The sequence below is a fragment of the Cedecea selenatireducens genome, assembly GCF_042138895.1.
GTDB lineage: Bacteria > Pseudomonadota > Gammaproteobacteria > Enterobacterales > Enterobacteriaceae > Cedecea > Cedecea selenatireducens.
The window spans coordinates 200,470-221,745 of record NZ_JBHIKW010000003.1 but is presented as its reverse complement, the minus strand read 5'-3'; the positions used below and the strand labels follow the sequence as shown (position 1 = coordinate 221,745).

The following is a 21,276-nucleotide window of genomic DNA, read 5'->3' as shown; positions in this document are numbered from 1 at the left end:
GCATCTGTGCAATAATTAATCACAATGGATTACATTTTGCGTGTTTTAATGCTGGCGGCGGCGACGTGATTTAGAGGGAAATAGGGGGTTTTGATGTATAAAAAGGACGTTTGCCCTGAAAGGGTGCAAAAGAGCGATTCATTAGCGATGGCCTGCCCCGGATCAGGCCAGAGGCCGACCCTGTACAGCGCCATTGGGCGCGCAGACAAAGCCATGTATTACGGCCAAAACACCGGCCGCAATCGCTGCATTCTGGCTTTGTCTGACGAGGAAATGGTGACGCTGGAATAATGCGTTACGCGTGCGCCATTCTGTGTTCACCGTTAACCAGCGCGGTGCGATCGAAGCTGCGCTCAATCACGCCATTCGCCATAAATGCCGCGCGGTCCGACATATGGGCAATCACGTCGGCATCGTGGCTGACCAGCAGGTAGGTCATACCGTGCTGCTGCTTCAGGCGGTTCAACAGGTTAAGGATTTCAGCCTGTACCGACATATCCAGCGCGGAAGTTGGTTCATCAAGCAGCAGGATTTTCGGGCGCAGCAGCAGCGCCCGAGCGATAGCCACGCGCTGGCGCTGGCCGCCGGAAAGCTGGTGCGGGTAGCGTTTCGCCGCATCGGCCGGCAGCCCAACCTGGCTTAACGCTTCTTCCACGCGTGCTTCGATATTGCTTTCACCGTGGATTTTTAGCGGTTCAGCCAGCGTGCGCCAAATCGTGTGGTTGGGGTGCAGTGAGGCGTAAGGGTCCTGAAATACCATCTGCACTTCGCGGCGCAGGGCTCCCTGAAAACGCCTCCCGGCAACAATGTTATTGCCCAGCAGTTCCACGCTGCCTTTCCACTCACGCTGTAGCCCGGCAAGCACGCGCAGAATGGTCGATTTCCCGCAGCCTGAAGCGCCAATCAGGCTAAAGGTTTCGCCCTGCTCAATCGCAAAACTGGCCCCGGCGACGGCGGTTTTGATGCCGCCTTTTGCGGCAAACTCGACGCCCAGATTATCAATCTTAACGATCGCCATGACTCTCTCCTGGCTGGAATTCGCTGCGGTTCAGCGTCGGCAGCATCTGCCCATAGGTGTCGGCATTTGGACGGCAGGTCCAGAGCGTGCGCGTGTAGGGATGCGTGGCCTGCGGCAGAGCGCTCGCCGCCATTTCATCCACTTTTTGCCCCTGATACATCACCAGCACGCGGTGGCAGTGTTCCGCCACCAGCGGCAGGTCGTGGCTAATCAGCAGCAGCGCCATTTGCCGCTGTTCGCACTGGGCTACCAGCAGCTCAAGGATTTGGTTGCGCAAGCGAGCATCCAGCGCCGAGGTTGGTTCGTCGGCAATCAGTACTTTCGGGTTATTAGCGAGCGCAATGGCGATCATCACGCGCTGGCCCATGCCGCCGGACAGCTCGCCGGGGTAACGCTGCAGCACCGCGTCCGGCAAACCCACGGACTGCACCAGCTCGCGGCAGCGATCGCGGCGTTCGGCGGAGGACAGCTTTTGGTGCAGGCGGAGCGCCTCGTCAATTTGCTGCAGCACGTTTTTCACCGGGTTTAGCGCATAGCGCGGGTCCTGCAGCACCATGGCGATATCGCTGCCGCGCAGCTGGTTCCAGCTACGGGCGTTCATATCGAGCAGGTCGTGCCCCATCACGCTAAGCTGCTCCGCGCTCACTTTGCCTGGCTTACGCACCAGCCCCATCAGGGCTCGCGCCGTCATGGATTTTCCTGAACCGGATTCCCCGACCAGCGCCAGGCGTTCATTGCCGAGGGTGAAGGAAAGGTTGCTGACAACCCGGCTGCCGGGGTAGTCGATATTCAGCCCGGAAACGGTAATTCTGTTAGTCATGTTGCGGCTCCAGCACGTCGCGCAGGCCATCGCCCAGCAGGTTAAAGGCCAGGCTGCTCAGCAGAATGGCGGTGCCAGGAATAGCGGCAATCCACCATTGATCGAAAATCACCTGCATCCCGTCGGCAATCATTGAGCCCCACTCGGACATCGGCGGACGGGCGCCGAGGCCCAGGAACCCGAGTCCGGCGGCGGCAAGAATAATCCCGGCAAGATCCAGCGCCAGGCGCACGATGGCGGAAGGCAGACACAGAGGCAGGATGTGGCCGCCCAGCAGCCGAATGCCTTTAATTCCCATCATTTCTGCGGCGGCAAGATAATCACTGTGGCGCAGCCGCTGTATTTCGCTTCTTGCCTGGCGCGCATAGGCAGGCCAGGTTGTCAAAGCGAGCGCCAGCGCGCCGTTAACCAACCCTGGGCCAAGCATCGCCACAAAAGCGAAGGCCAGGATCAGGCGCGGCATCGACATCACTACGTCGGTAAAGCGCATCAGAATACGCTCCAGCCAGCCGCCGTAATAGCCGGAAAGAATGCCAATCAGCAGCCCAACCGGCAGGGTAATGACCGTAACCAGCAGCACCAGGCCCAGCGCCGGGCGGGTGCCGTAAAGCAGGCGTGAAAGCAGGTCGCGACCGTAGCTGTCGGTACCCAGCAGATGGTGAGCGTTGGGTGCCTGCAGGCGCGCGGCGGCGTCCTGCCAGTTAGGATCGAACGGGGCCAGCAGCGGGGCAAACAGCGCAATAAGCACCAGCCCGGCAATGATAATCAGCCCGCTGAGGGCGGCCGGAGAGCGCAGCATGCGTCGCAGGAAAAGAGAAGACGGCATTAGCGGATCCTCGGATCGGTGGCACGCACCAGTATGTCGGTCAGGTTATTGATCAGCACAAACGACACGCCGATCAGCAGCGTGCCGCCCATAATCGCGGTGGTATCACCGGCAAACAGCGCGGTGGTGAGATAGCGGCCAATGCCCGGCCAGGAGAAGACGGTTTCCGTCAGCACGGCACCTTCCAGCATGCTGGTGTAAGCCAGCGCGATCACGGTGAACAGCGTGCCGCGAATGTTCGGCAGAACGTGGCGCAGCAGAATCGTCATGTCACCTGCGCCTTTCGCGCGAGCCAGCGTAATGTACTCTTTATTCATTTCGCTGAGGCAGGCCGTGCGCGTCAGGCGGGTGATGCTGGCGAGAGAATAATAGGCCAGCAGCAGCACCGGCAGAATCAGGTGGTTAACGGCGTTGAGGAACGCGCCTTTATCGCCGGAAAGCCAGGTATCAATCAGCACGAAGCCCGTTTTGGCCTCGACGCTGTACTGGTAAATATCATCGAGCCTTCCCGGCCCGGCGCTCCACTGCAGGCGGGCATAAAACAGCGCCAGCATCAGCAGGCCGAGCCAGAAAATAGGCACCGAGTTACCGAGCAGGGTAAACGTGCGCACCGCGAGATCCCACGGCGAACCGGCAAAGCGGGCGCAAAGCACGCCAAAAAGCACGCCCAGCACGCTGCCGATGATGAGCGCGAGGGTGGCAAGCTCAAGCGTGGCGGGGAAAGCCGAGAGTAAATCATGCAGCACCGGCTGGCCGGTTGAGCTGGCTATGCCCAAATCGCCGTGGGCAAGATTGACGAGGTAATGCCAGAACTGCACGGGCAGCGACCGATCCAGCCCTAGCTGGTGGCGAACCTGATCGTAAGTGGACTGGCTGGCGTGATCGCCGACGATTTGCAGCACTCTGTCCACCGGGGAAAGCGCGGACAAAGCAAAGGTAATCAGCAGCAGGCCAATAAGGGTGAGAGCAAGGGTAAATATTCCCTGAAGCAGGGTAAGCAGCGGGCGCCGCAGGCGCTGCGACGAGGGAGAAACTTCGGGCATGGGTAACTCTTTTTATGCGCTGATGGTGATTAACCTCTCGCCCCGTTTCTTTGATGGTGAAAAGGGCAGGGCGAGAGGCCGTTCAGTTATTTAGTGACGTTATCGTAATACACCATATCCGCATTCAGGCCTTGCTGATAGCCCTTGATGTTATCGCGCACCACAACCTGGGTTTTACCCTGGTCGACAAACACGTACGGGGAGCTACGCTGCAGCTCCTCCTGCAGTTTGGTATAGAGATCTTTGCGTTTGGCCGGATCGGCTTCCGCCACGGCGGCCAGCGTTTGTTTGTTCAGTTCCGGAATCTGCCAACCGTTCAGCCCGGCCACGGTGCTCGCTTTGCCGTCGTTATAGGCAAAGGCGCTGGCGTTGGAGTGGGCGTCGAAATAGTCCGGGATCCACAGGCGGATAGCGGCCTGGTGCTGCTTCGCACGAACGCGGGCGTAAACCTGGCTACCTGCCGCAGGCAGCAGATCCACCTTCACGCCGCCCTGGGCAAAGCTCGCCTGCATCGACTGCGCGATGGTGATAAACGGCGGTTTGTTTTCCACGTCCAGCGAGAAATGGGCGTCTTTGATGCCCGCTTTCGCCAGGATCTCTTTCGCTTTCGCCGGGTCGAATTTAAACGGCGTGTTTTCCAGTGCGCCAGGGAAACCGACCGGCAGGAAGCTCTGGTGCACGAAGTACTGGCCTTTCAGCAGATCTTTGGTGATGCCCTGATAATCAACCAGGTAGCGGGCCGCTTCCCACAGCGCAGGGTTTTTCAGCAGCGGGTTGGCATTGTTGCCGACGTTAAACACCAGGTAGTTTTGCTCGGCGGAAGGAATGCTCAGCACCTTCACGCCCGGTTTGCCCTCGAGCGCGCTGGTTTGGTCAGAGCCTAAATCACGGGCGATATCGGCGTCACCTTGCTGAATCAGCAGGCGGCGAGCGGCCGGATCGGGCACGTTTTTAATGATGATGTTTTTCACTTTTGGCGCGTCGCCAGGGGATGTCGGATTGGCATCCAGGACGATAGCCTGATGCGGCTGGTAGACGCGCATTTTGAACGGGCCGCTGCCGGCAGAGTGCATTTTCAGCCACTCGTTGCCGAAGTCGCCCGCTTTCACGTTGGGTTCAACCGCTTTTTCATCGACGATGGAGGCGATTGGCGTGGAAAGAATATTCAGGGCTACCGCCGGGCTTACGTCCGCGGTCCAGTGCACTTCCAGCGTGTGGTCATCCACTTTCTTCAGCTGGCTGGCGATGTTATCCGGCTGCCAGCCCAGCACGTTAAGAATAAAGGCCGGGGATTTGTTCAGCGTCACCGCGCGGGTGTAGGAGAAGATTACGTCTTCCGGGCGCAGCGGGTTGCCGGAGGCGAATTTAGCGTCCGGGCGCAGCTTGATGGTTAGCTTCTTATTCGCCGCATCGCCCTGCCAGCTTGCCGCCAGAATCGGCACAACTTTGGCCGGATCGGTACGGTCTGCCTGCACCAGGCGCTGGTACAGGCTTGGCACGGTCTGGATGCTTGAGAGTTCGTTGGCTTCGGCCGGATCAAGGCTGACGATGTCATCCAGGCCTTGAGCAACCACCAGGGTATCCGGTGGCGTGGCAGCGTGAGAAGCTGCAGACAGCGCAGCCAGCAGCAGTAATGGCAGGACTTTCTTTTGCATGTGTGTACCCTGTAATGGTGTTTTTTATCGGTTTTTCTCTGTGTATTTACGTTAGGTGAGTTATCTCAATTCACAAAGTCAAAATTGCGCTTTGCATATAAATATACGATATATCCAATGCGATAAAGTGATGAAAACTTGAGGCGGGGTCGCCGTCAGGGAGGATTACTCCGTCTCTAGAAATGGTCTCGATTATGCAGGGTCGGCTAAGGTTCCGTTCACCCGCAGATCTATTTTTCCCTGTACGTTCAGAGCACGGTGAACGTGTTCGGGGGATAACGCCATCCCCCGAACAGCCCCGGCGCCCGGCGAGCTCATCGCCGCTAAAGCGGTAAACCCACCGGCTATCACCCAAACATTCGGGGTCGTTCGCGATTCGTTCCCGACGATCGCTCTCTTTCGCTGCTCCCGGCAGCTCAACCCCGCCTGAGTTGGGTCATAACCGGGGACGATGAGAGCCGGGAACAAGGGCATGGCTTTAGGACTTGTAGCAACTTTTATGTTCAGTGTGGCTATGAGCCTGAAGCGAGGCACGGTTCCGGCTTAAATCGCCTCCGTTTTCTCTCCGACTGGCCAGGGTCCGGACGTCGGGAACGGCCGGAGGCTGAGAGCGTCGGGAACGCATCTCAGCCAACCCAGGACTGGGAGATAAAACGGAGGTCTGCCGCTTTAGCGGTCGATTTATTTGGCCGGGAGTCCGGGGTCTCGGGGGAATGACGGTGATTCTCCCGAGACGTTCACCGGTATAATGGTGACATGTGAAGCAGCTCTGGAAGTGAACGGAACCCTATCTGGCTCTGCATTATCGTGGATATTTGCCACGAAGAGGCAGAGCTGGAAAAAGAGCAAAAAAAAGCCCCCACGCGCAGGTGAGAGCTCTCTATTCATCCCCTCTCCCCCACGGGGAGAGGGTTAGGGTGAGGGGAAAACTACTCGTTAATCCTCGGGTGCTGATCCACCAGCAGTGAACGCTTCGCCTGCAGATCTTCGATTTCCTTATCCAGGTCCTCAATTTTCTGCTCGATATTGTCGTGGTGCTCCTGAACAATTTCACGCGCTTCCGCAATGTCCGATGCCGCCGGCGTCGCGCCTTTCAGCGGTTTATTGGCGGTTTCTTTCATGGTGACAGCGGTGATACAGCCGATAACCGCCACCACCATCAGGTAGTAAGCCGGCATCATCAGGTTCTGGGTGGTTTCCACCAGCCATGCGGCAACCGTTGGCGTCACGCCCGCAATCAGCACCGAAATATTAAAGGCGCTGGCCAGGGCGCTGTAGCGGATATGGGTCGGGAACATCGCCGGCAGCGTGGAGGCCATCACGCCGATAAAGAAGTTCAGCACCACCGCCAGGGTCAGCAATCCGGCAAAGATCAGACCAATCACGCCGCTGTTAATCAGCATAAAGGCCGGAATCGACAGCAGGAACAGGCCGAGACTGCCCAGCAGGATAAACGGCCGACGGCCAAAGCGGTCGCTCAGCAGGCCAATCATCGGCTGAACGAACAGCATCCCCACCATAATGGCGATGATGATCAGCACCCCGTGCTCTTCCGAATAATGCAGGTTATGCGAAAGATAACTCGGCATGTAGGTCAGCAGCATGTAGTAGGTGACGTTGGTCGAGATAACAATGCCAATACAGACCAGCAGGCTGCGCCAGTGCTTGGTGGCAATCTCTTTGAACGAAACTTTTGGACCGTCTGCCAGACCTTCGCGATCGCCCTGCTCCATTTTCTCAACGTGCTGCTGGAACGCCGGAGTTTCTTCCAGCGCGTGGCGCAGGTAGAGGCCGATGATGCCTAACGGCAGCGCGAGGAAGAACGGAATACGCCAGCCCCAGTCGAGGAAGTTCTCTTCGCCGACGATAGCGGTGATAAGCACCACCACGCCCGCGCCGCAGACGAACCCGGCAATCGAACCGAAGTCCAGCCAGCTGCCCATAAAGCCGCGCTTACGGTCAGGCGAGTACTCCGCCACGAAGATAGAGGCCCCGGTGTATTCGCCGCCTACCGAGAAGCCCTGAGCCATTTTTGCCAGCAGCAGCAGGATAGGTGCCCAGATGCCGATGGTGGCATAGGACGGAATCAGCCCGATAGCAAACGTACTGAGCGACATGATGACGATGGTGATAGCCAGGATTTTCTGACGACCGTATTTATCCCCTAGCATCCCGAAGAACAGGCCGCCCAGTGGACGAATCAGGAAAGGAACAGAGAAGGTCCCCAGCGCGGCGATCATCTGAACGCTCGGACTGGCATCCGGGAAGAAGACTTTACCTAGTGCGTAAGCAACAAAACCGTAAACACCAAAATCAAACCATTCCATCGCGTTGCCGAGTGAAGCGGCAGTGATGGCTTTTTTCAGACGCGCATCGTCAATGATAGTGACGTCACTGACCTTGATCGGTCTGACTTTCTTTTTCCTTTTTAGCATCTTTTATCCTCGTGTTTTCCTTGCGGGGGTAAAAATTCCCTCTGTAAGTGTAGTGCGCCGCGCAAGAAGCGCTGGCGAAAACTGCAGCACTCAGATGAGGCGGCAATAAAACGAAGTGAAAAGTAATAACCAATTGAAACTATGTGAAATGTAATGCTTAAGCTAGTCTCATAAATTATGTGGCTAATACTTAGAACTGTGATCAATATCAAATTTTTAAACTAAAGTAAAATTTCATCCCGCCGAAATAACATGCATACCACCAAAGCATTAACATCTGGATAACCTCTCAAAGGGAGTTGCTATGTCCGCCCATGTGCCGGTCACCCAGCGTGAATACACGCTTGATGACGATACGACCCTGATGTCCACCACCGATCTGAAAAGTTACATCACGCATGCGAACGATACCTTCGTGCAGGTCAGTGGCTTCCCGCTACATGAACTAAGCGGCGCCGCGCACAATCTCGTGCGGCATCCCGATATGCCAAAGGCGGCCTTTGCCGATATGTGGTTTACCCTCCAGCAGGGCGAACCGTGGACCGGCATCGTGAAGAACCGCCGTAAAAACGGTGACCATTACTGGGTACGTGCCAATGCGGTACCGGTGGTGCGTCACGGCAAAACTACCGGCTATATGTCTATTCGCACCAAGGCCTCGCCGGAAGAAATTGCTGGGGCAGAACCGCTCTACAAGGCGCTGAATGAAGGCCGCAGCAATAAGACCATTTATAAAGGGCTGGTGCTGCGTAAGGGGCTGTTCGGCAAACTGCCCACGCTATCTTTGCGCTGGCGCATCCGTGGGCTAATGAGCGGTTTGTTTATTCTGCTGATGGCCTCGGCGTTCGTGCTGGGACAAAGCCCGCTGCAAATGCTCGCCATCGCGGCGTTTACCGCCTTAGCTTGCGTATTGCTGGAATGGCAAATTGCTCGCCCGCTGGAAAACGTTGCCCGCCAGGCGCTGGAAGTGGCGACCGGCAACAGCCACCGCGTGAAGCACCTTCAGCGCAGCGATGAAATCGGCATTATCCTGCGCTCCATCGGCCAGCTTGGGCTGATGTGCCGCTGGCTGATAAACGACGTCAGCAGCCAGGTGGCGAACGTGCGCAGCGGCAGCGAGGCGATGGCGAAAGGAAACGACGATCTGAATGAGCGTACCCGTCAGACGGTGGTCAACGTGCAGCAGACGGTCGCCACCATGAACCAGATGGCGGCGTCGGTACAAACCAACTCGGAAACCGCGTCGGCGGCGGACAAACTCTCCAGCTCCGCCAGTGATGCGGCGGCGCAGGGCGGCCAGGCTATGGAAACCGTGGTGACCACCATGGATGACATTGCCGACAGCACCCAGCGCATCGGTTCTATCACCAGCCTGATCAACGATATCGCTTTCCAGACCAATATTCTGGCGCTTAATGCCGCTGTAGAAGCCGCCCGTGCCGGTGAGCAGGGCAAAGGGTTTGCCGTGGTGGCCGGGGAAGTACGTAACCTGGCGCAGCGTAGCGCCAGCGCGGCCAACGACATCCGCAAGCTGATTGACGCCAGCGCCAGCAAGGTGCAGTCCGGCACGGTGCAGGTTCACGAGGCGGGGCGCACCATGCAGGACATCGTGGCGCAGGTGCAGAACGTCACCCGGCTTCTCGGGCAGATAAGCCACGCCACGTCTGAGCAGGCGGATGGCCTGGCGGACATTACCCGCGCGGTGGCTGAACTGAACGCCATCACGCAGAAAAATGCCGAGCTGGTGGAAGAGGGGGCCCAGGTGTCGGCGATGGTTAAACACCGCGCGACTCGCCTGCAGGATGCGGTCACGGTTCTGGGCTAAGGCGTTCAAAGCGGATAGTTTGCGCTATTCGCTTAGCTCCGTTTATACAGGCGGCGAGGATGACCAATCTTGCCGTACAGCATTTCGACGCTGAGAAAGCCTTTCTCAACGCAGTGTTCCAGGTAGCGGCGGGCGGTGGTTTTGCTTAGCCGTGTTTCGCTGACCACGTCGTCAACCGAGAAGCAGCGCTGGGCCTCGCCTTCGCGGAACAGGCGCTGCACCAGCTCCAGCGTATTTTCCTCGATACCCTTGCTGCCCGCGTCCAGCGGGGCATTTCGTGCCTGAAGCTCGTAAAGCTTATCGACGTTCTGCTGATCGACCACCTTCCATTCGCGCTGCTGCTGGCTGAACTGGACAAAGCGCTCCAGCGAGTGGCTGAGGCGCTTCCACGATACCGGCTTGAGGATGTAGTCAAACGCCCCGCTGCGAATGGCCTGGCTGCAGGTGTCCATATCGCTGGCGGCGGTGATAAAAATCACCGAGCAGGCGTGCTGCTTGAGCAGGTCGCTGCCAAACAGCGTGATGCCTTTGCCGTCCGGCAGGTAGTTATCCAGCAGGATCAGCTGCGGCTGCTTTTCCAGCATCAGGCGCTGCGCGCTCGCCAGGCTGTTGGCTATCCCGACCAGGTGGAGGTGAGGGTGCTTATCAATCAGCTCGGCGTGGAGTGCGGCAAGTTCGCTTTCATCCTCCACGATAAGCACGTTAATCATTTCATTTTGCATACTCAAAGCCTTACGTTGGGTTGAGGTCGCTCCCCGGAACGACAACGTCTGGAATAAATACCGAGAACACGGTGCCGCTCGGCAGGTTGTCTGAAACCTCCACGGTGCCCTTCGCCAGCGCCACGTAGCTGGCGATAAGGTGCAGGCCGAGCCCGTGGTCGCCGTGGGTTTTGGTGGTGACGCCCGGCGTGAAAATGTGGTCGCGCAGCTCAGGCGCAATGCCGACGCCGTGGTCGGCCACTTCGATAACCAGCTCCCGGTCGTTCATCACGATATAAACTTCCACCGGCTGGTGCTCGCCTTCGGCGCGCTGGGTGGCTTCGATGGCGTTATCCAGCAGGTTACCAATAATCGAAATCAGCTCGGATTCCGGCACGTTAGACGGCATTCTCGTCATGCTGCAGGCCGGGTCGAACGCCAGCGACACGCCTTTTTCTCGTGCTCTGGCATATTTCCCCAGCAGCAGGCCGCACAGCGTGGCGGAACAGAAGCGTGCGGAGACAAAATCCAGCACTTCCTGCGCGTGCTCGGACTGCGCCTTGATATAGCGTTTGGCGTCGTCGTAGCGGGCCATATGCAGCAGCCCGGCAAGCGTTGCCATGCGATTAAGCTGCTCGTGCCGCATGATGCGCAGGTTGTCCACGTAACGCTTAACCTGGCTGAGCTGGAAGCTCAGGCTATCAATGTCTTTACGGTCGCGGAAGGTGATAACCCAGCCCTGCAAAACGCCCTCAAGTTCGATGCGGACCCGGCTGGCGAGCACGCTAAGATCGTTAAAGGCGCAGATTTCATCGTGGGTATCCCGCGCCAGCATTACCTGCGGATCAAAAAACGTTACCGGCTCGATCACCTCGGAGATTTGCTTGCCGCGGATCTCGCGCGAAGGCTGTTCCAGGCCAAGCAGTTTCTTCGCCGCTTTGTTGATCACCTCGATCTGCGAGCGGCTGTCAATGGCGATCACGCCCTCATAAATCGACTCCATCATCGCTTTTTGCTGGCGCACCAGCAGGCTGATCTGCCGTGGCTCCAGCGAGAACATCTGCTTTTTGATGCTGCGCGTGAAGTACCAGGAGAAAACAAACAGCGCCAGCAGCAGGATCACCGCCGCCAGCAGGATGTTGATCACCTTGCCGGACGTGACGTCATCCAGGTAGCTCTTCAGATAGCCCACCGACACGATGCCAATCACTTTGCCGTGCTGGTCGAATATCGGCGCTTTGCTGCGCAGCGACAGGCCAAGACCCCCCTGGCGCAGCGTGGTGATGCTTTTGCCCCGCAGCACCTCTTCGTTATCGCCGCCAACCAGGGTTTTGCCCACCCGGTCGGCATGCGCGGAATGGTAGAGGTGGATGCCGTGTTCGTCGCCGATGACGATAAAGCTGGCATCGCTATGGATGACCAGCTTTTGCATAAAGTCGTGTATCGCCGGAATATCTTTTTTTTCTACCGATTCCCGCAACGAAGGAATTAAAGCAATATCCTCTGCCTGCATTCTCGCCCGGGTACTCATTTCCTGGTAAAGCTGGCGGCCAACGTCGAAATAGTAATAGGTCCCGAGCATGGCAAATAGCACGGAAAAGAAAGCAACCAGATAGATAAATAAGCGTATTTGAAAGGAGACTTTCATAGGCCAGCGTGTATTCAGTGAGGCAAAACGGCAGCTTAACACCTATAAACCGCTGGCTTCGCGGCTTTGAGCGAAAGTTTGAACAACCTCACGCAACGGCACTTTTCGGCAATTTCAGCCGATTTTTTCCTTCTCTTAAGGTTTATCTAAGCCTGGGAATAAAAACCATAAAAACCACGGCGGGAATTAAAACCATTAACGTCATAGATGCCTTTAAATTAACGGTTTTAATCTGCTATCCCTCACATTACATAGGTATTTAATCTTTTAGTCTGCCCCGACAAATTAAAAAAGGGGCTTGAATATGAGCACGACCGATGATTCCTACAACATCATTCCTGAATCTATTGATATTAATAAGCCGACGCTCAAGGAGCGCTGGTGGCATATTCTCGACAGCTGGAAGGTGGGCATCATCCCGCTGCCGCTGTTTGTGCTGGCCGGGGCGCTGATCGCCATCGACTGCCTCGGCGGTAAGCTGCCGAGCGATATCGTGGTGATGGTGGCGACGCTGGCCTTCTTTGGCTTTGCCTGCGGCGAGTTTGGCAAGCGCCTGCCGGTGATTGGCAAGATGGGCGCCGCCGCCATCTGTGCCACCTTCATCCCTTCCGCGCTGGTGTATTACGGCCTGCTGCCGGATGCGGTGGTGGAGTCCACCACCAAATTCTATAAATCCACCAACATTCTTTACCTCTACATCTGCTGCATCATCGTCGGCAGCATCATGAGCATGAACCGCACCACGCTGATTCAGGGTTTCCTGCGCATCTTCTTCCCGATGCTGTGCGGCGAAGTGGTGGGCATGGTAGTCGGCATGGGCGTTGGTCTGGCTTTAGGCCTTGAGCCGTTCCAAATCTTCTTCTTCCTGATCCTGCCGATCATGGCCGGAGGCGTGGGGGAAGGGGCGATCCCGCTGTCTATCGGCTACGCCACGTTGCTGCATATGGACCAGGGCGTAGCGCTGGGGCGCATTCTGCCTATCGTGATGCTGGGCAGCCTGACGGCTATCGTTATCTCCGGCTGCCTGAATCAACTGGGTAAACGCTTCCCGCACCTGACCGGTGAAGGTGAGCTGATGCCGGGCAAAACCAACGGCGGCGAAAAAGAACAAACCGCTGCCCTGTTTAGCGGCAAAGCGGACGTTACCACTATCGCTTCCGGCGCGCTGCTGGCAGTGCTGCTCTACATGGTAGGCATGCTGCTGCATAAACTGATTGGCCTGCCTGCGCCGGTCGGCATGCTGTTTGTCGCGGTGCTGATCAAGCTCTGTCACGGCGTTTCCCCACGTATGCTGGCGGGTTCTCAGGTGGTTTATAAATTCTTCCAGACCGCCGTGACCTACCCGATTCTGTTTGCCGTCGGCGTGGCGATCACCCCGTGGAACGAGCTGGTTGACGCTTTCACCCTTACCAACCTGCTGGTGATCGTCAGCACCGTCAGCGCGCTGGTGGCGACCGGCTTCTTCGTCGGGAAAAAGATCGGCATGCACCCAATCGATGTAGCCATCGTCTCCTGCTGCCAGAGCGGGCAGGGCGGCACCGGCGACGTCGCGATTCTTACCGCCGGCAACCGTATGTCGCTGATGCCGTTCGCCCAGATTGCTACCCGCATCGGTGGGGCGATCAACGTTTCGGTGGCGCTGCTGGTGCTTGGCAACTTTCTTGTCTGATTTTTGATTAACCAGGAACTGTTATGAAACTCGCAAGTTATTTACTTCAGGGTCAGCGGAGCTACGGCGTGGTTACACCGGAAGGCATCATCGACCTGGGCCGCCGTTTAGGCTCGCGTTTTGCGGACCTGAAAGCGCTACTGGCGGCGGACGCCGTGCATGAAGCGCTGGCGTTTGCCGGGCTGAAGGCCGATGTTGCGGCCGCAGACGTTCGCTGGCTGCCGGTCATCGAACGCCCGGAGAAAATCCTCTGCGTTGGCATGAACTACGCCGACAAGCGCAAAGAGTTCGACCAGCACAACCCCGCCCCGACGCTGTTTGTGCGCTTCGCGGACTCCCAGACCGGGCATGATTCCCCGGTGGTGAAACCTCATCATTCCAGCGAATTCGACTACGAAGGCGAGCTGGCGGTGATCATCGGCAAAGGCGGCGTGGACATTGCCGCGGCGGATGCGCTGAGCCACGTGGCCGGCTACAGCTGCTATATGGACGGTTCGGCGCGCGACTGGCAGCACACGTGGTTTACCGCCGGGAAAAACTGGCCGCAGACCGGCGCTTTTGGCCCGTGGATGACCACGGCGGATGAAATTCGTGACCCGCACGATCTGGCGATCCGCACCTGGCTGAACGGCCGCATGGTGCAGGAAGACAACACCAGCAGCATGATCCACAAGGTGGCCGAGCTTATCGAATACATCTCAACCTTCACCTCGCTCAGCGCGGGCGACGTGATTATTACCGGCTCTCCCGGCGGCGTTGGCAAGAAGCGCACGCCACCGCTGTTTATGAAGCCGGGCGACCGCATCGAGGTTGAGATTGAGCGTATCGGCCATCTCAGCAACGTGATCGTTGAGTCCCGCGTGGCGCAGGTTTCAGGGGCGGTGGCCCACTAACGCTATGTTCCAGTCCAACCCTATCGAGTTCAGCACCGTCGATCCGCAGCGCCAGCCGCAGGCGCTGGCGGCCATACGGGATCTGCTGGGGCGTAACCAGCTCGGGCTGGACGGCGACATTCAGCTGTTCGTCGTCGCCCTTGCCGGGGCAAAGATCGTCGGCTGTGCGGGGCTGGCGTGGCGCACCATCAAGTGCGTGGCGGTGGATGAAGCCTGGCGCGGGGATAACCTCAGCGTGCGGCTGCTGGGGGAAATTCAGCATATCGCGATGGAACGCGGGCAGGCGCATCTGTTCCTGTTTACCCGCCCGTACAACCTTGACCGGTTTCGCCAGAGCGGTTTCTGGCCGCTGGTGCAGGTCGACGAGGCTGCGGTGCTGATGGAAAACACGCCTGTCGGCATCAGCCGCTACTGCGCCGGGTTGGAAAAATTGCGCAAACCGGGAAATCGGATCGGCTCCATCGTGATGAACGCCAACCCGTTCACCCTCGGCCACCGCTACCTGGCCGAACAGGCGGCGGCGCGCTGCGACTGGCTGCATCTGTTTGTGGTCCGTGAGGACGCTTCATTTTTTCCGTTCGAGGAGCGGTGGGAGATGGTTCGCCAGGGAGTGGCTCACTTACCCAACGTGATTGTGCATCCCGGCTCTGACTACCTGATCTCCCGCGCCACCTTTCCGGGTTATTTCCTGAAAGAAAGCGGGCTTATCGACAAAACCTGGAGCGCAATGGACCTGATGATTTTCCGTGACTACGTCGCTCCGGCGCTGGGCGTGACCCACCGGTTTGTCGGCAACGAGCCGTTCTGCGCCGTCACCCGCGAGTACAACCAGGCCATGCGCTACTGGCTGGAGGTGCATCGCCACCACAGCGCGGCGTCGATTCAGGTGGTCGAGCTGCCGCGTAAATGCCATGCCGCCGGACGAGAGATTTCCGCCTCTGAAGTCCGTGCCTTACTCAAGAGCCAGCAAATGGCCCGCATCCGGGAAATTGTCCCGGACAGTACCTTTAGCCATCTTCAGCGGCACTACGCGCTGGATATGGCCTGATTTCTTTAACCAGGACAAAGCCTTATGAGAATCGTAAAGCAAGCCTTAGCCGGGACGTTGGAGTCCAGCGATCTGCTGGTGAGAGTGGCCCCCGCCGAAGGCGAGTTCAGCCTGATGATCCACAGCGAAGTACAAAAGCAGTTTGGCGACCAGATTCGCCGGGTGGCGGAGCAAACCCTTGCCCAGCTCGGCGTGAAAGAAGGGATTTTTATTCTGGAAGACAAAGGCGCGCTGGACTGCGTGATCCGCGCCCGTTTGCAAAGCGCGGTGCTGCGCGCCGCCGATGCCGAAAAAATTGACTGGGAAAAACTACAATGAAAAAACTCCGTCGCAGCATGCTGTTCCTCCCCGGCGCCAACGCCGCCATGCTTTCCACCGCCTTTATCTACCGCCCGGATTCGATCATGTTCGACCTGGAAGATGCCGTGGCGCTACGTGAGAAAGATACCGCCCGCGTGCTGGTGTTCCACGCCCTGCAACACCCGATGTACCGGGACATTGAAACCGTGGTTCGCATTAATCCGCTGAATACGCCGTTTGGCCTGGACGATCTTGAGGCCGTGGTGCGCGCAGGTGTGGACGTGGTGCGCTTGCCTAAAACCGACACGCCGGAAGACATCTTCCTGCTGGAGTCTCACCTCGAACGCATTGAGAAAGCGTGCGGGCGCGAGCCTGGCTCCACCAAACTCGTGGCAGCGATTGAATCCGCCGTGGGCGTGATCAACGCCGTTGCCATCGCGCGTTCTTCCCCGCGCCTTATCGGCATTGCGCTGGCGGCCTTTGATTACGTGATGGATATGCAAACCGAACGAGGCGATGGCACGGAGCTGTTCTATGCCCGCTGTGCGGTACTCCATGCCGCACGCGCCGCCGGGATTGACGCATTCGATGTGGTTTGGTCTGACGTGAATAACGAAGCCGGGTTCCTGCGGGAAGTCGAGCTGATCCGCAAAATGGGCTTCAACGGCAAATCGTTGATCAACCCCCGGCAGATCGAGCTGCTGCATAACGCGTACGCGCCAACGCAGGACGAAGTCGACTATGCCCGCCGGGTCATTGCCGCCGCCGATGAAGGGGAGCGCAACGGCCTGGGCGTGGTGTCGCTCAACGGCAAGATGATCGACGCGCCAATCATTAACCATGCGCAGGTGGTGCTTGAGCGCGCCACGGCTTCCGGCGTGCGTCGCTAAGGATAAAAACAATGAGCAATATGACCGAACTTTTACACCTTGAGTACCCGCACCTTTCTCACCTGCGAAGCTTTGACGGGGCACATCAAACCACCCCGTGGCTGGCGGATGCCGAAGCGAAGAAAACTCGCAAGCTTTGCGACACGCTGGAGCAGGCGATTGCCCAAAGCGGGCTGAAAGACGGCATGACTATCTCCTTCCATCATGCTTTCCGGGAAGGCGATCGGGTGATTAATCACGTGGTTGCCACGCTGGCCCGCCTCGGCTTTAAAAATCTGACGCTGGCTTCAAGTTCGCTAATGACCTGCAACGAGGCGCTGATCGAACCCATTCGCGACGGCGTGATTAGCCGTATTTACACCTCCGGCATGCGCGGCAAACTGGCTGAAGCTATTTCTCACGGCCTGATGGCCGAACCGGTACAGATTCACTCCCACGGCGGGCGCGTGAAGCTGCTGCAGGACGGCGAGCTGAAAATCGACGTGGCGTTTCTCGGCGTGCCGTGCAGCGATGAATACGGCAACGCCAACGGTACCCACGGTAAATCCTGCTGTGGATCGCTGGGCTACGCCAAAGTGGACGCCCATTTTGCCCGCAAGGTCGTGCTGTTAACCGAAGAACTGGTGCCGTTCCCCAACATGCCCGCCAGCCTGATGCAGGACGAGGTGGACTACATCGTTCAGGTCGATACCGTGGGTGACCCGGCAAAAATCAGCGTCGGGGCGGCGCGCGTCACCAGCAACCCGCGTGAGCTGATGATTGCCCGTACCGCAGCCGAAGTCATTGAACATTCGGGTTACTTCCGCCACGGCTTTTCCATGCAGACCGGCTCCGGGGCGGCGGCCACCGCCTGCACGCGCTTTATGGAGGAAAAAATGGAGCGCAACGGCGTGGTGGCACGCTTTGCCCTCGGCGGGATCACCGGCAGCCTGGTGGATCTCCACGAAAAAGGGCTGATCGAAAAACTGCTTGATACCCAGTGTTTTGACGGTCAGGCGGCGGCCTCGCTGTCGCGCAATCCTAACCACATTGAGATCTCCACCAACGTCTACGCCAACCCCGGAGCGAAGGCCACGAGCTGCGACCAGCTTGACGTGGTGATCCTCAGCGCGCTGGAGATCGACATCGACTTTAACGTCAATGTGATAACCGGATCGGACGGCGTGATGCGTGGCGCATCCGGCGGGCACTGCGACGTGGCGAGCGCGGCAAACCTGACGATTGTGGTTGCTCCGCTGCTGCGGACCCGAATTCCGACCGTCGTCAAACGGGTGACCACGCAAGTCACGCCGGGTGAAAGCATTGACGTGCTGGTGACTGATCACGGCGTGGCGGTTAACCCGGCCCGCCCGGAGATCCGCGCGCGGCTTGAAAGCGCGGGGATGAAGATCGTCAACATCGAAGATCTTTATCAGCGCGCCATTTCCCTGACCGGCGAACCGAAGCCGATCGAATTTACGCCGCGCATCGTCGGTGTGATCCGCTACCGCGACGGCAGCGTGATCGACGTGGTGCGCCAGGTAAAAGAGGAGTAAGCCAAATGAGTGAAACGCTTCTGGAGGTGCAGGGCGTTACCCTTGCCGCCCTGCTTGAGGCCAAAGAGCGACGGGCGAACCGGCAGCACGAGTGGCTGCTTAAGCATAGCCAGCCGGTGCTTTCCCTGACGCTGGTAACGCCGGGCCCGCTGAAAGACAGCATTCGCTATCGTAACTGCATGGCGGTGGCGCTGCAGGCCTGTGACCAGCTGCTGTGGCGCTATCGCTGGCCGGTTCTCGAGCGGCGGGTGCTGTGGCTGCCGACCGGCGCCGAAGCGATGTGGAGCGTGGCGCACTCCGCCAGCGAGCTTAAAGCGGCCACGGTCGAGCTGGAGCAAACCCATCCGCTCGGCAGGCTGTGGGATGCGGACGTGATTTGCCCGCAAAACGGCCCGGTGGGGCGAACCTCGCTGGACCTGTCGGGGCGGCGCTGCCTGGTGTGCAACGAGCCCGCGCATGCCTGCGCGCGTTCTCGCCGCCACCCCATGGATGAAGTCACCGCGCGCGTTGAGAGGCTGATAGATGGCTGGTTTGCCAGGGATTAACCCAGCTTCTGCCGCCGCACCGGATGTGCCAGGTCTGGTGCGGCAGGCGCTGCTGGACGAAGTTTGGTTGACGCCAAAGCCGGGGCTGGTGGACGGCGCCAACAGCGGCTCGCACCGCGATATGGATCTGCCGATGTTTCTCGACAGCATCGCCGCCATTGGCCCCTGGTTCAGCACGTTCCACGCTCTGGGGCGTGAACATGCGGGGCGCGGAGCCTGCGAGATGCTGCGGCTGATCCGTCCGGCGGGCATCGCCTGCGAGCAGGCAATGTACCAGGCCACCCAAGGGGTGAATACGCACAAAGGCGGCGTGTTTTCGCTGGGGCTGCTTTCAACCGCCGCCGGCCGCCTGCAGGGGCAAGGCAAAGCGCTCAGCGCATCGGCTTTATGTGCCAGCGTGAGTGAGATATGCAGCGGACTCGTGGAAAGAGAGCTGGTCGCGGCCCGTAAGGCTTCGTCGGTTGGTGAAAGGCTCTATCAGCAGTTTGGCCTGACCGGCGCACGCGGCGAGGCGGAAAGCGGATTCCTGACGGTGCGCCAGCACGTGCTGCCTTACTGGCAGACTGAGAGTTGCCCGAAACGTCGCCGGCTTAATGCGATGCTGCGCCTGATGGCCGCTAACCCGGACACTAACCTGGTTTCACGCGGCGGGCTGGCCGGGCTGCGCTATGTGCAACGCTATGCCGCGCGCTTGCTGCAACAGGGCTGGCACGAGGACGATCTCCGGCAAATGGACGCCGACCTTATCGGCCGTAATCTTAGCCCCGGCGGAAGCGCGGATCTGCTGGCGGTCAGCGCTGTTTTAGCGGAAATTGCGGCGTAACGGCTATCCAGCACGAATTTCATGCTAATGCCGCGGTTTTTTGTCTAGTCTGAGGTTTTCACTCTGGAAAATAAAAGGAGTACCTCATGGCTCAGACCGCAGATAAAAACCGCCGCTTTGTGCTGGCTAAGCGCCCGCAGGGAATGCCGACCCGCGAAGATCTCCATCTGGAAGAAGTGACTGTTCCAACCCCCGGTAAAGGCGAGGTGCTGCTGCGCACGCTTTTCCTGTCCCTCGACCCGTATATGCGCGGGCGCATGAGCGACGCTAAATCCTACTCGGCGCCGATTGGCATCGGTGAAGTCATCGTCGGCGGCACCGTTAGCAGGGTGGAAAGCTCGCAGCATCCTGATTATCAGCCGGGTGACCTGGTGCTGGCTGATTCTGGCTGGCAGGACTATTCGATTTCAAATGGAGAAGGCCTGCGGAAGCTGGATAAAAACATGTCTCACCCTTCCTGGGCGCTGGGGCTGCTCGGCATGCCGGGCTTTACCGGCTACATGGGGCTGACCGATATCGGCAACCCGCAGCCGGGTGAAACCGTAGTTGTAGCTGCCGCCAGCGGCGCAGTGGGCTCCATCGTGGGGCAAACGGCTCGCCTGCGCGGCGCTAAGATCATCGGCATTGCGGGTGGTGAAGATAAATGTCGCTATGTAAAAGAGACCCTGAAGTTTGATGAGTGCCTCGATCACCGCGCCAGCGATTTTGCTGCACAGCTGGCCAAAGCCTGCCCGAACGGCATCGACGTCTATTTTGAAAACGTCGGCGGCGCGGTGTTTGACGCGGTCTTCCCGCTGCTGAATACCAAAGCGCGTATCCCGGTTTGCGGCATGATCAGCCAGTACAACGGCGGCAGCAGCGCGTTTGAGCACGATCGTCTGCCTGAGCTGATGGCAACCATTCTGAAAAAACGCATGCGCGTGGAAGGGTTTATCATCAGCCAGGATTACAGCCACCGCTACGAGGAGTTCTTTAAGCAGATGAGCGCGTGGATCGCCGCCGGAGAGATTGAGTTCCGTGAAGATATCGTGGACGGCCTGGAGAATACCGTGGAGGCGTTCCAGGGGCTGCTGTCCGGGAAGAACTTTGGCAAGTTGATCGTGAAGATAGCGGAATAGGGTTTAGGCTCATCGTCAGTATATTGAGTGTCGGGATATATCTTTAGCCCCGTAACAGCCCCGGCGCCCGGCGAGCTCATCGCCGCTAAAGCGGTAAACCCACCGGCTATCACCCAAACAGTCGGGGTCGTAACCGGGGGCGATGAGAGCCGGGAACAAATCTTCCCCTCACCCCAGCCCTCTCCCCAAAGGGGCGAGGGAGAAAACAAAAGTTACGGGAAACAATATTTATTCCCTCTCCCTTCCAGGGAGAGGGTGAGGGTAAAAATAAGAAGCGAGGCACGGTTCCGGCTTAAATCGTCTCCTTAAATGAGAATTTTTTTTATTTATTCTTAACCCTTGCTAAATCACTTCGGACGTGAGAGATTAGCACCCGGTTTGGAACACAGACCTTATGAAAGCAGTTTTAGTAAAGCAGTCCTCAGTTCAAGCGCTATCTTAGATATCCCTTCTTCTCGAGTCTCCTCCTAAGTGCCCGAATAAG

The 21,276-nt window shown here is 58.4% G+C and carries 19 protein-coding genes; 11 read left to right on the top strand and 8 right to left on the bottom strand.

Features of this window, described 5'->3' with window-relative positions; all coding sequences use genetic code 11:
• Positions 1 to 93: 93 nt before the first annotated feature.
• Complete coding sequence (locus ACE38U_RS06435; protein ID WP_375529370.1) at positions 94 to 291, top strand: hypothetical protein; 198 nt, start codon at positions 94 to 96, stop codon at positions 289 to 291.
• Positions 292 to 295: 4 nt separating this feature from the next.
• Here the strand turns inward: ACE38U_RS06435 and ACE38U_RS06430 are convergent, their stop codons facing one another.
• From ACE38U_RS06430 to proP, 6 genes are all read right to left on the bottom strand, one after another.
• Positions 296 to 1,018, bottom strand: coding sequence for an ABC transporter ATP-binding protein (locus tag ACE38U_RS06430; protein WP_038476002.1), 723 nt, complete (start codon positions 1,016 to 1,018; stop codon positions 296 to 298).
• Positions 1,005 to 1,838: an ABC transporter ATP-binding protein gene (locus ACE38U_RS06425; protein WP_375529369.1), complete on the bottom strand. Its 834-nt coding sequence runs from the start codon at positions 1,836 to 1,838 to the stop codon at positions 1,005 to 1,007. Before ACE38U_RS06425 ends, ACE38U_RS06430 begins: the two co-directional genes overlap by 14 nt.
• Positions 1,831 to 2,664, bottom strand: coding sequence for an ABC transporter permease (locus ACE38U_RS06420; protein ID WP_176982725.1), 834 nt, complete (start codon positions 2,662 to 2,664; stop codon positions 1,831 to 1,833). Before ACE38U_RS06420 ends, ACE38U_RS06425 begins: the two co-directional genes overlap by 8 nt.
• Positions 2,664 to 3,707, bottom strand: a complete 1,044-nt coding sequence (locus tag ACE38U_RS06415; RefSeq protein ID WP_375529368.1) for an ABC transporter permease — start codon at positions 3,705 to 3,707, stop codon at positions 2,664 to 2,666. Before ACE38U_RS06415 ends, ACE38U_RS06420 begins: the two co-directional genes overlap by 1 nt.
• Positions 3,708 to 3,793: 86 nt before the next feature.
• Positions 3,794 to 5,362, bottom strand: coding sequence for an ABC transporter substrate-binding protein (locus ACE38U_RS06410; RefSeq protein WP_038475990.1), 1,569 nt, complete (start codon positions 5,360 to 5,362; stop codon positions 3,794 to 3,796).
• Between the two features lie 929 nt (positions 5,363 to 6,291).
• On the bottom strand, positions 6,292 to 7,797 hold the full coding sequence (proP, locus tag ACE38U_RS06405) for a glycine betaine/L-proline transporter ProP (protein WP_375529367.1): 1,506 nt from the start codon (positions 7,795 to 7,797) through the stop codon (positions 6,292 to 6,294).
• 304 nt (positions 7,798 to 8,101) lie between these two features.
• Here proP and ACE38U_RS06400 point away from each other — a divergent pair, with 304 nt between their 5' ends.
• Positions 8,102 to 9,622: a methyl-accepting chemotaxis protein gene (locus ACE38U_RS06400; RefSeq protein WP_375529366.1), complete on the top strand. Its 1,521-nt coding sequence runs from the start codon at positions 8,102 to 8,104 to the stop codon at positions 9,620 to 9,622.
• 32 nt (positions 9,623 to 9,654) lie between these two features.
• Here the strand turns inward: ACE38U_RS06400 and ACE38U_RS06395 are convergent, their stop codons facing one another.
• Together ACE38U_RS06395 and ACE38U_RS06390 are read right to left on the bottom strand one after the other, a co-directional pair.
• Positions 9,655 to 10,344 carry a response regulator gene (locus ACE38U_RS06395; protein WP_038475981.1) on the bottom strand — a complete coding sequence of 230 codons (690 nt, stop codon included), beginning with the start codon at positions 10,342 to 10,344 and terminating at the stop codon, positions 9,655 to 9,657.
• A 10-nt stretch (positions 10,345 to 10,354) separates the two neighbouring features.
• Positions 10,355 to 11,971 (bottom strand): ATP-binding protein, encoded by a 1,617-nt coding sequence (locus ACE38U_RS06390; protein ID WP_375529365.1) that lies wholly within the window; start codon positions 11,969 to 11,971, stop codon positions 10,355 to 10,357.
• A 304-nt stretch (positions 11,972 to 12,275) separates the two neighbouring features.
• Here ACE38U_RS06390 and ACE38U_RS06385 point away from each other — a divergent pair, with 304 nt between their 5' ends.
• The 9 genes from ACE38U_RS06385 to curA all read left to right on the top strand — a co-directional run bounded on the left by ACE38U_RS06385 (position 12,276) and on the right by curA (position 20,792).
• A complete protein-coding gene (locus ACE38U_RS06385) occupies positions 12,276 to 13,640 on the top strand; it encodes a 2-hydroxycarboxylate transporter family protein (protein ID WP_375529364.1) in 1,365 nt (454 codons plus the stop codon).
• A 23-nt stretch (positions 13,641 to 13,663) separates the two neighbouring features.
• Positions 13,664 to 14,533 (top strand): fumarylacetoacetate hydrolase family protein, encoded by an 870-nt coding sequence (locus ACE38U_RS06380; RefSeq protein WP_375529363.1) that lies wholly within the window; start codon positions 13,664 to 13,666, stop codon positions 14,531 to 14,533.
• A 4-nt stretch (positions 14,534 to 14,537) separates the two neighbouring features.
• Complete coding sequence (gene citC, locus ACE38U_RS06375) at positions 14,538 to 15,581, top strand: [citrate (pro-3S)-lyase] ligase (RefSeq protein WP_176982731.1); 1,044 nt, start codon at positions 14,538 to 14,540, stop codon at positions 15,579 to 15,581.
• A gap of 24 nt (positions 15,582 to 15,605) precedes the next feature.
• Complete coding sequence (citD, locus tag ACE38U_RS06370) at positions 15,606 to 15,899, top strand: citrate lyase acyl carrier protein (RefSeq protein WP_061278918.1); 294 nt, start codon at positions 15,606 to 15,608, stop codon at positions 15,897 to 15,899.
• Complete coding sequence (gene citE, locus ACE38U_RS06365) at positions 15,896 to 16,771, top strand: citrate (pro-3S)-lyase subunit beta (protein ID WP_038475963.1); 876 nt, start codon at positions 15,896 to 15,898, stop codon at positions 16,769 to 16,771. Before citD ends, citE begins: the two co-directional genes overlap by 4 nt.
• A gap of 11 nt (positions 16,772 to 16,782) precedes the next feature.
• Complete coding sequence (citF, locus tag ACE38U_RS06360; RefSeq protein WP_375529362.1) at positions 16,783 to 18,306, top strand: citrate lyase subunit alpha; 1,524 nt, start codon at positions 16,783 to 16,785, stop codon at positions 18,304 to 18,306.
• Between the two features lie 5 nt (positions 18,307 to 18,311).
• A complete protein-coding gene (gene citX, locus ACE38U_RS06355; RefSeq protein WP_375529361.1) occupies positions 18,312 to 18,851 on the top strand; it encodes a citrate lyase holo-[acyl-carrier protein] synthase in 540 nt (179 codons plus the stop codon).
• Positions 18,829 to 19,674, top strand: coding sequence for a triphosphoribosyl-dephospho-CoA synthase CitG (citG, locus tag ACE38U_RS06350; protein WP_375529360.1), 846 nt, complete (start codon positions 18,829 to 18,831; stop codon positions 19,672 to 19,674). Before citX ends, citG begins: the two co-directional genes overlap by 23 nt.
• A gap of 86 nt (positions 19,675 to 19,760) precedes the next feature.
• Positions 19,761 to 20,792, top strand: a complete 1,032-nt coding sequence (curA, locus tag ACE38U_RS06345; protein ID WP_176982736.1) for an NADPH-dependent curcumin/dihydrocurcumin reductase — start codon at positions 19,761 to 19,763, stop codon at positions 20,790 to 20,792.
• Positions 20,793 to 21,276 lie beyond the last annotated feature (484 nt).